Source organism: Streptomyces sp. CBMA29, from assembly GCF_014596445.1.
Classification (GTDB): domain Bacteria; phylum Actinomycetota; class Actinomycetes; order Streptomycetales; family Streptomycetaceae; genus Actinacidiphila.
Genome location: NZ_MECL01000198.1, coordinates 61,460 through 73,137 on the forward strand (window position 1 = coordinate 61,460; position 11,678 = coordinate 73,137).

At 74.0% G+C, this 11,678-nt stretch carries 6 protein-coding genes and 1 pseudogene; 2 read left to right on the plus strand and 5 right to left on the minus strand.

Annotated features, from left to right (window positions below; all coding sequences use genetic code 11):
- Positions 1 to 88 precede the first annotated feature (88 nt).
- The 5 genes from BGM09_RS26740 to BGM09_RS26760 all read right to left on the minus strand — a co-directional run bounded on the left by BGM09_RS26740 (position 89) and on the right by BGM09_RS26760 (position 6,347).
- On the minus strand, positions 89 to 1,231 hold the full coding sequence (locus tag BGM09_RS26740) for an acyl-CoA dehydrogenase family protein (RefSeq protein ID WP_188284266.1): 1,143 nt from the start codon (positions 1,229 to 1,231) through the stop codon (positions 89 to 91).
- Positions 1,232 to 1,234: 3 nt separating this feature from the next.
- Entirely contained in the window at positions 1,235 to 2,386 is a 1,152-nt protein-coding gene (locus BGM09_RS26745) for an acyl-CoA dehydrogenase family protein (RefSeq protein WP_188284267.1), read from the minus strand.
- 108 nt (positions 2,387 to 2,494) lie between these two features.
- Positions 2,495 to 3,856, minus strand: coding sequence for a tetratricopeptide repeat protein (locus tag BGM09_RS26750; RefSeq protein WP_188284268.1), 1,362 nt, complete (start codon positions 3,854 to 3,856; stop codon positions 2,495 to 2,497).
- Positions 3,853 to 4,620, minus strand: coding sequence for a class F sortase (locus BGM09_RS26755; protein ID WP_317452905.1), 768 nt, complete (start codon positions 4,618 to 4,620; stop codon positions 3,853 to 3,855). The genes BGM09_RS26750 and BGM09_RS26755 overlap by 4 nt, the downstream gene beginning before the upstream one ends.
- Complete coding sequence (locus BGM09_RS26760) at positions 4,617 to 6,347, minus strand: DUF4331 domain-containing protein (protein WP_188284269.1); 1,731 nt, start codon at positions 6,345 to 6,347, stop codon at positions 4,617 to 4,619. Before BGM09_RS26760 ends, BGM09_RS26755 begins: the two co-directional genes overlap by 4 nt.
- 622 nt (positions 6,348 to 6,969) lie before the next feature.
- Here BGM09_RS26760 and BGM09_RS26765 point away from each other — a divergent pair.
- A complete protein-coding gene (locus BGM09_RS26765) occupies positions 6,970 to 10,338 on the plus strand; it encodes an FtsX-like permease family protein (protein ID WP_223187643.1) in 3,369 nt (1,122 codons plus the stop codon).
- 71 nt (positions 10,339 to 10,409) lie between these two features.
- Positions 10,410 to 11,678: pseudogene (locus tag BGM09_RS26770) on the plus strand (hypothetical protein); the annotation flags it as partial.

Consider the following 11,678-nt stretch of genomic DNA (forward strand, 5'->3'; position numbering starts at 1 on the left):
GGATTGCGCAATAAATTAGCATGGTTAACGGATCGTTGACAGAATCCGCCGGCTCGTCCGTCGGGTCATCGGCCGGCTCGTCCGTCGGCTACTGGAGCGGGTTCACGGCCCGGTGGTCGCCGACGGCCGCCGCCAGGCGGGAGAGGTGGTGGCGCCGGTCGCCCAGCAGGTGCTCGATGGCGGTGAGCCGCATCGCGTAGTGCCCGACCTGGTACTCCATGGTCATGCCGATCCCGCCGTGCAACTGGACCGCCTCCTGACCGATGTGCCGGCCGGACTCGGCGACCCGGAGCTTGGCGCGGGACGCCGCCTCGATGCCTTCGGCCGCGCCGCTCTGCGTCCGGTCGCCGCCCGCCCCGTCACCGCCCGCCCCGTCACCGCCCGTCTCGTCGCGCTCCGCGAGCACCATCGACGCCCAGAGCACCGTGCTGCGCGCCAGTTCGAGGGAGACGTACATATCGGAGGCGCGGAAGCTGAGGTTCTGGAAGGCGCTCAGCGGCTTCCCGAACTGGCGGCGGTCGCGCAGGTAGTCGCGGGTGATCTCCAGCGCGCGCTCCATGGCGCCGAGCGCTTCGTGGGCGTACGCCACCTGCGCGCGGGCCCGCGCGTACGCGATCAGGCCGGTCGCGTCGGCGGCCGGATCGCCCAGCGGCCCGGCGGCGGTCGCGTCGAAGGCCACCCGGGCGGCGCGTCCCCCGTCGTACGTACTGAACGGGGTCCGCTCGCCCCCGGCCGTCGTGAAGAGCGCCGGTGTTCCGCCGACGTCGGCGACCACCACGAGCAGGTCGGCACGCGCGCCGTTCAGTACGGGCGAGGCGCCGCCGTCCAGCACCCAGCGCTCGCCGTCGCGCCGGGCCGTGACGCCGGGACCGCCGACGTACGCCGGAAGGAGGGTGCCGTCCGCGATCCCGGACACGTCGGCGCCCGCCCGCGCGAGGAGTCCGCCGCACAGGACGACGGCCTCGACGAAGGGCTCGGGGGCCAGTACGCGCCCGATCTCCTCGGCCACCACCCCGACTTCGACCGGGCCCGCGCCCATACCGCCGGCCTCTTCCGCGAACGGCAGTCCGAGGACGCCCATCGCGGCCAGCCGGGACCACATGGACTCGTCGTATCCCGGCTCCTTGGCCGTGGCGTCACGGCGGCCCTGGATCGTGCCGTAGGCCGTGCCCAGCAGACCGCGGACGGCGTCCCGCAGGGCGCGCTGCTCGTCGGTGTGGTCGAAGTCCATGTCTCACAGCCCCAGGATCGTGCCGGCGATGATCTGTCGTTGCACCTCGTTGGAGCCGCCGTAGATGCTCGCGGCCCGCAGGTGGAGATAGGTCGCGGCGGCCGGGCGGGTCCACGGCGGCGCTCCGGCGGCCGGGTCACCGGAGAGCCCCTGCTCGCCCGCGAGGCCGAGGACGAGTTCGGTGACGGCCTGCTGGAGTTCGGATCCGGCGAGCTTGAGGACGGACGAGGCGGGCTGCGCCCTGCCGTCCGCCGAGTCGGCGGCGACCCGGACGGAGGTCAGCTCGACCGCCAGCAGGTCGTTCTCCAGCCGCGCGAAGTCCGCCGCGAGCAGCGGATCCTCGCGCAGCCGGTCCCCGGCCCATGTCTTGGCCTCCGCCAGCAGCCACTTGGTCCCGCCCACGCCCGCGATCCCCACCCGCTCGTTGCCGAGGAGGAATTTGGCGTAGTCCCACCCGTGGTTCTCCTGGCCGACGAGGTTGCCGACGGGGACGCGCACGTCCTCGAAGAAGACCTCGTTGACCAGGCTCCCGCCGTCGATGAGCTGGATCGGCCGGACGGTGACGCCCGGCGACGCCATGTCGATCAGGAGGAAGGAGATACCGGCCTGCTTGCGCGGGGCGTCCGGATCGGTGCGCACCAGCGTGAAGATCCAGTCGCCGTACTGGGCGTAGGAGGTCCAGGTCTTCTGGCCGTTGACGACGTAGTGCCCGCCGTCGCGTACCGCCGAGGTGCGCAGAGCGGCCAGGTCGGAACCGGCGTCGGGCTCGGAGAAGCCCTGCGACCACCAGATGTCGACGTTCCGGGTGGCCGGCAGGAAACGCTCCTTGAGCTCCCGCGAGCCGAACGCGGCGATGACCGGGCCGACCATCGAGGCGTTGAAGGTGATCGGCGGCGGAACGCAGGCCGCCTGCATCTCCTCGTGCCAGATGTGCCGTCGCAGCGGCGTCCAGTCCCTGCCGCCCCACTCGACCGGCCAGTTGGGCACCGCGATCCCGGCCGCGTCGAGCGTCCGCATCGACTCGACCATCTGCTCCTTGGTCAACTCCTCGCGCGCCGCCACCGTCTCCCGGATGTGCCCCGGCACCCGCGTGGTGAAGAACCGCCGCAACTCGGCACGGAAGGCCGCGTCCTCGGGCGACAACCTCAGCTTCATACGGCTCCTCGAGGAATCACTTAACATCCCTAAGTAATATCCTCACCGTTGCACGGCACACGAACCCACGTCAAGAAGCGCGAACGCCCCGGCGCCGTCGCCCGCCGGTCAGGTGCGCTGCCCCGGGGCGGTCAGGGCGGTCAGGGCCGCGCGGGCCTTGGGGGCGGCCAGGGGGCTGAAGTGGGGGTTGACGGACAGGGCCGTCGCGAGGTCGGCGCGGGCCGCCGCGGTGTCGCCGAGGGACCGTTCGATCATGCCGCGGTGGTAGCGGAACAGGGCGTTGCGGTTGCCTTGGGCGAGGGCCAGGTCGCTCTCGGCGAGGGCTTCACGGTCGCGGCCGTTGGCGTGCAGGGCCCAGGCCAGGGCGTCGTGGGTGTCCATGAAGGGCCGGGACCTGATGCCCTGGCGGGCGATGGTGAGGGCCTGCGCGGCGTTGCCGTGGTCGGCTTCGAAGAGGGCCGCGTCGGAGTCGAGGGCGACGCCGTTGGCGGCGAAGAGCTTCTGCTCGGCGCGGAAGACCTGGTACTGCTCGTCGGCCTGCGCGGTGCGGCCGAGGGACTGGTACAGCTCGCCGAGCTGGAGCACGTACTCGGGCTGCGGGACCCGCTGGACGGCCCGGTTGAGGTCGGCGAGGGCGGCGGCGGTCCTGCCGAGCGCGGCCTCGGCCCTGGCCTTGGCCTGGAACAGCGAGGTGTACGTCGGCGCGACGCGCAGACCTGCGGCGGCCTCGGTCAGCTCGGTGGCCGGATCGCCGTTGTTGAAGGCGAGTTCGCCGAGGTAGTAGTGGGCGAACGCCTGGTCGGCCGGGCCCGCGGAGTCCTGGAGGGCCCGGCGCATGTCGGTTCTGGCCGTGTCGATGTCGCCGCGCAGCTCGGCGACGTAGGACGCGCGCGCCAGCGAGGGCGCGCCGGGCCTGAGGTCGACCATGCGCTGTACGGCGTCGGCGGCCTCGTCGTAGCGGCCGAGCTGGGTGAGGGCATCGGCCAGGGTGCCGTACAGGGACGAGTTGTACGGGTTGACGGCGACGGCCTTGCGCGCCCAGGTGAGCGCCCGGCGGAATTCGTGCCGCCCGGCTTCCAGGGCCGCCATGCCGCCCATCGCGGTGAAGTTGTCCGTGGCGTCCACCGACAGCGAGCGCTTCAGGACCGCTTCCGCCTTGGGGTAGTACGTCGGGTCGGCGGTGTTCTTGGCCTGCTGGACGTAGTCGAGGCCGAGGGTGCCGAGCGCGACGGCGTCGCGCGGGCTCTGCCGCAGGTGGGCCTGGATGCCGTCGATGTCCTGGGCGAGGGGGTCCGCGCCGGCCGCCGGGGCCCCGGCTTCGCCCGTGGGACCCGCGGCGCGGTCGGCGCCCGTCACCGGCCAGGGGGCGAGGCCGAGGCCGCCGGCGAGGAAGAGGCCCACGCCGAGGGCGGTGGTGACGGCGGCGGACAGCAGATGACGCCGGGGGCTCCGGCGGACGGACGTAGTCAATTCCCGCTCCGTTGGGGGGTCTTGGGGGTGGCGTGGGGGGACGGGTGCGGCGGTTTCGGGGCGGCGAGCGTGGCGTAGACGACGACGTTGTCGAGATAGCCGCCGCCCTCGGGTCCCGCGTATGTACCGCCGCAGGTGATCAGCCGCAGTGTGGGCGGACCCGCGGTCGCGTAGACCTGGTCGTCGGGGAACGCGTCCTTCTCGTACTGCCGAAGCGCCCGCACGGTGAAGTCCAGGTGGGTGTGGTCGGCGCGGTCGACGGTGATCGGGTCGCCGGGGCGCAGCGTGGACAGTCCGTAGAAGGCGGCCGGACCGGTGAGGGAGTCGACGTGGCCGACGACGATCGCGGCGCCCGGGTCGCCGGGGCGCGGGCCGTCGCTCCACCAGCCGACCTGGCCGGGGTCCTCGGGCACGCCGAGGTGGCCGTCCTGCTGGACCTGGAGGCCGGTCAGGGCGTGGTCGAGTCCGATGCCGGGGATACGGATCCGGACCGGCCGGGCGGCAGGCGCCGCGGGGGCGATGGCGGCGGCGTGGCCCCCGGCGGTCGCGGGGACGGGCAGCGTGCCGACGTCGATCTGCGTGGTCTTCGGCGGCCGGGCGGTCAGCAGCGCGCAGCCGCCGGCCGTCATCATGCCCAGACCGGCGAGGACGCCCAGCGCGGTGATCAGGCGCCAGGGCCGGGCGGGGCGGAAGCTGAGGGCGCGCCGCAGCCGCCCGGCCTCCGGTGCGGAGGACGGGCGGCCTGAGGTGGCGGGGGCGGTCACACCCGGTCGGCGCGCCTGCGGCGCAGCGCCAGGAGTCCCGCGGTGGCCAGCAGGGCGCCGCCGCCCAGGGCCGTCACCGGAACGGCGGGGAAGCCGCCGTGGAACGCGGTGCCGCCGAAGCCGGCGCCCACGCCGCCGTCGGGGTGCAGCGAGTCGGCCTGGTTGACCGCGGCGGTGTTGGGCAGCGCCACGTACGGGAAGGTCGAACCGGGCTGGCGGTAGGGGGTGTCGACGGCGTCACCGGCGGCCAGCGCGGGCACGATCTTTCCGGTCTGCGCGGCGCCTTCCAGCGCCTGGAGCTCGATGTCGACGACGTCGTCGTTGAGCCGCCGGCCGTTGGGGAAGCCGGCCAGGTCCTGGCCGAGGACGCCGAGCCGGTTGGGGTTGGCGGAGGGCGCGACGGCCATGTTGAGCCGCAGTTCCTCGGACGGGGTGAACTTCGCCTTGTCCACGTCGGCGTTGAGCAACTGCGAGTTGAGGTCGGCCTGGATCGGTCCGCACGCCTTGCAGATTCCGGACAGGAAGATCTCGGCGAGGTCCTTGCGCGGGGTGGCGGGCGCCGGGACGCCGTAGATGCTCTGGATGAGCTTGGGCACGATCGGGTCCAGGACCTTGTCGACGACCGGCTGCACGGTGTGGTCCTGGTCCGGGTTGAGGGTGTTGAAGGCGTCCTTGTACTTCAGCGGGACGACGACCTCGTTGACCAGCGGGTTGCCGAGGCGCGAGACCTGGTGCCAGCCCGACTCGCCGCCCTTGTCGGGCATCGGCGGACCGCCCTTGCCCTCGTCCTGCGAGCCCTTCGAGCCCGCGGCGCCAGCGGCGCCGGGGGTGCCCCCCGCTCCCGCGGCTCCGTGGGACGCCATGCCCTCGTCGCCCTTGCCGGACGGCGCGGCGACCGCCGCGCCCTGCCGGTCGGTGGTGGACCAGACGCCGATGACGGGGTTGCGGGTGGCGTCCCCCTTGAGTGCCAGCGCGGACTTGGGCACCTGGAGGGCGATGGTGTTGACGTTGTAACCGGCGAGCGTGTTGTGGCCGGTCTCCTTGAGGTTGCCGCCGTACAGGAGGTCGAAGACCCGCAGGTCGAGGAAGAACGGGTCGGATGCCTGCCCGGCGTAGGTCTGGCCGCCGTCGGGGAGGGCGACGGTGGCCTCCTTGCGCAGTGAGGCGTAGTCCGGCATCGACGCCTTGCCGACGTTGGAGGGGGCCGCGGGCGCGTCCTTGAGGAGCGTCTTGGTGTTGCCCTCCGCGTCGGTCACCGTCAGCGTGTACGTCTGACGGAAGTTCAAGGTGGTGTCGTCCAGCGACTTCACGACACCGGTGTTGTAGAGGAACTGGTTGGCTTCGTCCCGGTAGTGGTCGGTGAAGGACCAGGTGTACGTGGTGTCGGCCTTGCCGTCGCCGTTCGCGTCGATCTTGATGTTGTAGTGGGCGTCGTTGGCGAACGGGTAGAAGTTCGGGCCGCCGTTGGGCTCCTCGAACGGGATCCAGTTCGCCACCAGTGTCACGGTGTCGGGGTTGTCCGGGCTGGTGAAGGCGTAGACGTCGGTGTTGTCCGCCTTGGGGTCCCCGGCGATCAGCGGCGCCTCGCGGTGGCTGGAGGCGGAGCTGACGCCGGGGGTCAGACCGGTGAGGACGACGGAGGACACCAGGGCCAGCAGGCCGGCGGTGGCGAGTGAGCGTTCAGCGGCGCGGGCCGCCGTGCGGCGGGGCGGGCGGGAAGACTGCATGGACCATCCGTTTCCAGGCGGGGCCGCCGCCCCCCGGCTGGGGGCGGGACGGCGGAGAGCGGGGACGGCTCAGCCCTGAACGGAATCTCGCTGACCGCGCCGTACGGTGACGGCGACCGCACCGAGCAAGTCCGATATGAGGCGTAAGCTACGCATAAAGCACCATGCGCTGGGGGACCGTGCAACGCGTCAGGTCCGAAATGCGGCAGAAGGGTTCTTGCTGTGGGCCACCACGGTCAACAAACCTGATTCAGCCGGTACTCGGGCGGGGCGCGGCGACGGTGACGGGGTGACAGCGGACTCCGGAGCCGGGGCGGCCTCTCTCCGCGCGGAGTCCCCTGCGCCACCACGGTGGCAGTGGTGAGCCGCCCGAGTGAGTGCGCGCCCGTGACAGGTGTGGGGTCGGCTCATCGGGTACGCGGGTGGCCCCCGTCCCGCGCCGCCGAGGCCGGGGGTCGGCCTCCCCGCAGGCCCGCACCGCCGATCGTCTCCACGGTCGGAGCCCGCCCCGCACCAACCCCGCCCGGTTCAGGGGCAGTCGGCGCCGACTCCGCCTGAGCCGGGCCCCTGCTTGCCCCGTGGGGGGATGCCTGGTAGGACTGTGGCGCGCCGTCACCGTCACATGTTCGATAACGCGGGGGTTCATGTGGTCGCCACGGCCTTCACGTCGTCGCCGCGACAACGCCCGGGGGTCCCGGGACCGGCCCGGCGGCGGCTCCCCACGGTGGTACGGCAGGCCACGCGGCACGGCCTGGTACTGGCCGCCGTCGCCGTGACCGTCCTGCTGTGCGCCACGGCGCTGGCCGCGCTGGCGGCCCTGGCCGGGAGTTCGGTACAGGCCGGCGCCGTACGGCGGCTGGCCGCCGACCTCGACGCGCAGGTGACCGTCAACGCGCCCTTCCGCGCCGGGGGAATGGCCGTCGCCGACCGAGACGTACGGGCCGCCGCCGGCCGGGCGTTCGCCGGGGTGCCGCAGCACACCTATGTGGGGCTGCTGGGCTCTTCACCGGTCTCGGTGACGGGGATCGACGGGGTCACGGGCCCGCCGCGCGGTCCCGGGGGAAGCGGGTTGCACCCGGTCGCCGTCCAGGACGCGGGCAGGTTCGGGCAGTTGGTCGCCGGACGCTGGCCCGTCGGCACGGCGGACGCGACGGCGGACGCGTTCACCTCGCTGCCCGACGTACGGATCGCCACCGGGTCCACCGCCCCGGTCGACGCGGCGCTGCCGGACGCGCTGGCCAGGCGGCTGGGAGTGACCGCCGGTTCCCGCCTCCAGGTGCGCGACGGCTTCGGACACTCCATGACGCTGCGGATCACCGGCGTCTTCCGGCCGACCGGCGCCGTCGGATTCTGGCCCGCGATGGCGGGCGACGTGACGGCGGACGAGACCGCCAGCCAGGACCTGCTCGTGGTCTCGGCGTCGGCTCTCACCGGGAGCGTCGTCCTGAACAGCCATCTGACGGTCCACTGGAGTGTGCAGCCCGACTTCGCCCGGATCGACGCCGACAGCCTCGCCGGACTGCACGACCGGATGCGTGCCTTCTCCGGCAGCGCGAGCCGTGTGTCGGTGTTCGGCGGACGGCAGCCCGCTCTGGACGACCTGACGGTGGTCTCGGGGCTGCCGGGCGCGATCGACGGCCTGGCGGTGCCGATGGTGGCGGCCCGGTCCTCGCTGTACCTGCCGAGCGTGCTGCTGGCGGTCCTCGCCCTGGCCACCCTGGTACTCGCCGCCCGCCAGCTCACCGAGCACCGGCGCGACGAACTGGCCCTCCAGCAGGCCAGAGGCGCGGGCACCCCGCGACTGCTGCGCGCGGCGGCGGCCGAGTGGGCGCTCACCGGCGTGCCGGCCGCGGCCGTCGCGCCGTTTCTGGCCGGGCTGCTGCGTCCGGGCAGCAGGGGAACCGCCGCGTGGGCGGCGGTGGGGCTGACCCTCCTGGTGCACGCGGCGGCGGTGCTGCTGCCCGTACTGCGCTCGAAGCGGTCGCGGCCGACCCGCGGTGTACCCGCCGCCGCCCAGCGGCTTGGCGCCGACCTGGCGCTGCTGGCCGTCGCGGCCCTGGGCTATCTGGAGCTGCGGCGGCACCATTCGCTGATCGCCGACGTCGGCACGGGCGGCGCGGGCGTGGACCCGGTGCTGGTCCTGGTGCCCGCACTGGTGGCCGGGGCCGCCGCCCTGCTGCTGCTGCGGCTGCTGCCGCTGACCTCCCTGCTCCTGGACGCGTTCGGCCGCCGCAGCCGGGGCCTGGCCCTCGCGCTGGCGGGCTGGCAGTTGAGCCGCCGGGCCGCGCGCAACGCGGGACCGGTCGTCCTGATGTGCCTGGCCGTGTCCGTGAGCGCCTTCGCGACCACCGCGCTGGCCTGCCTGGGCGCACTGGCGTCCGAGCAGGCCGCGTTCACCGTCGGCGCGGACGTACGCGTCCAGCCGTCCGCGGACGGCGGTTACCCCTCCTCCGTGCTGAGCGCCGCCTATCGCGCGCTGCCCGCGGTGACCGCCGTGACCCCGGTGACCCAGTCGACGGCGAACCTGCCGGGCGGCGCCACCGAGGGCCTGGTCGGCACGGTCGGCGGGCCCGCTCCCCCCAACCCGTCACCGGTCGTCTTCGGGGTGCCGATCCCCGGGCGTCCGACCGCGCTGCTGCTGGACGAGCGGCTGCGCAGCGACGGCAGCCGCACGGCCCCGAACCTGGAGTTGACCGTGCAGGACGCGTCCGGCCTCGTCAGTACGCTGGCGACCCGCCTGCCCGCAGCCGACGGCGCCCGGCACACGGTCGTGGTCCCGCTCGACGTGGCGCTGAGCGACGGCCACTCCCGGGCGTATCCGCTGACGGTGACCGCCGTGAACGTCCTGCCGCAGCCGGACGCGCGGCCCGCGCGGCTGGACCTGGAGCTGATCCGGGTCGGCGCGCGCGGCAGCGCGGACACGTGGGTCACCCGCCTTCCCGGCGGCCAGGTCTGGGCCGACGGTACGGCCCACGCCTCCGAGGCCACCGCCGGGGCCTGCGAGGGGAAACCGACGGGCGACTACAGTCCCGGCACTCCCGGGGTGTGCTCGATCGCCCCCGGCCGCTCCGAGGTGCTCAGGACCACGGTCAGCACCGGCATCAGGGCCTCGACCGCGACCGGAGACGCCTTCGGCGGACTGGCCGACAGCGACTACGACACCCGGCCCGGCAGCCAGACGCGCCTCGTGGCGGGTCCGGCCGGCGGTCCCGCGCCGCTCCCGGTACGCGCCGACGCCGCGGCCCTGCGCGCCACACGCCTGAGCGTGGGCAGCACCACCACGCTGGATCTGGGCGGCGGCCGGGTCACCGCGACGATCGTGGGCCTGGTCGGCTCGCTGCCAGGACTGGGCCGGGGACAGGGGCATCTGATCGCCGATCAGCGCCAGCTCGCCGCCGCGATGACCGTGGCCGGCGTCGACCAGGAGGATCCCGCGTTCTGGTGGCTCAGCAGCACCGACAGCGCGCGTACGGCCGCAGCCGCCGAGGCGCGGCCCGCGCTGGGCCGGGTCACCACATTGGAACGGACCGCGGCGGCGCTGCGCGACGACCCGTTCCGCGCCGGGCTGCGGCGGGTGCTGGAACTCGTCCGCTACCTGGCGCCCGGTTTCGCGGTCATCGCCTTCACCGTGCACGCGGTGGTCTCCACCCGGCAGCGCCGCAAGGAATTCGCGCTGCTGCGGGCGATCGGCGTCCGGTCCAGCGGTCTGTACGCGCTGTTGGGCGCCGAGCAGCTGAGTCTGGCGCTGTTCGCGGTGGTGCCGGGCGCGCTGATGGGCATGGCCCTGGCCTCGGCGGTGCTGCCGCTGGTCACCGTGGACGACAGCGGGCACGCCCCGTATCCCCCGTTGCCGCACGTCACCGCGTGGGGCACCGTGACGCTGACGGCGCTGGCGACCGCTCTGGCCATCAGCGCGATCGTGCTGGCGCTCGCCCGGCTGCTGGCCCGGGTGGACCTCGTACGGGTGCTGCGAGCGGGTGAGGACCGGTGAGCCGGGTCCGGCGGACACGAGCCGAGGGAACGGGGTTGGCCGAGAAGGGAGTCGGGGCGACGGACACATCCGTGAGGCGGACCGGCGGAACGGGCGCCGCGGTGACGCTGCGCCTGATACGTCAGGAGACCCGCGGTGACCTCCCGCTGCTGGTCTGCCTGACGGTCATGGTGGTCGTGCTGACGGCGCTGTGCGCGTGGGCCCCGGCCCTCGTGGGCCGCCAGGAGGACCGGGCGCTGCGGCAGCGCGTCGACGCGGCGCAGGCCCAGGCGCCGCTGATCAGTCTGAGCACCACGCCGGAGGTCTTCGACACCGAGCGGCCCGCGGTGGACATGGCCAGCCTGCTGGGTGCGGGAAGCGCCCTGACCGAGCAGCTCAGCGGCCCCGCCGCACGCCGCCTGGCCTTCACCGGCGGCGGCGGTTACGACTACAACCCGGCGTCCCTGGTCGCGCCGCTGCCTCCCGGTCCGGCGAACACCGACACGAAGCTGGCGCTCAGCTATCTGCCGTCCGCGCGGTCCCATCTGCGCTACGTCAGTGGCCGCGCCCCGGCCGACCGCACACCGCTGGGCACCGCGCCCCAGATCGGGTTGTCGCAGGCCACGGCGCGGGCCCTGGGCGTCACGGCCGGCAGCCGGCTGACGCTGGAATTCGCCAGGACGCCCGCGGTGCAGAACGCGCCGCCGCACGCCGACCTGCTGGTGAGCGGGGTCTACCGCACCACGGCCGCGGCCGACGGCTTCTGGAGCGGCCGGGAGTCGTTGGACCAGCCGACGCGCTACCCGGCGGAGCGCTCCGCGGGCACGGTGCTCGCCGTCGGCGGCCTGGTCGGCCTCGACGCCGCCGACCTGCTGGCCGGGGCCGGGGTGGGCGGGCCCCGGGTGACCTGGCAGTTGCGGGCCGACCTGTCGGGAGCGGCGCTCGACCAGGCCCGCGCGCTGGCAGGCCCGCTGTCCCACTACAGCGCGGACCTGAGCGCCGCCCTGTGCCAGGGGACCGACTGGATCACCGGCGACATCGGCTGCCGCGTGCGCGGTCAGGCCACCGGGTCCCTGCTGGTGACCGACTTCCTGACGCCGCTGCTCGCCGAGTTCACCGCTCAGGACCATCAGGCCAGGGCGCTGGCGACGTTCGCCGTCGACGCGCTCGCCGCGGTCGCGCTGGCGACCGTGGCCGTCGCCGTACGGCTGTTGCTGCGCCGACGGCGGGCGCACCTGAGGTTGCAGCGCGCGCGGGGCGCGTCCACCGCGCGGCTGGTGCTGTTGCGCTGCGCCGTGGCCTGGCCGGTGGTGCTGATCGGCGCCCTGCTCGGCTGGGCGGCCGGCCGGGCTCTCGCTCCC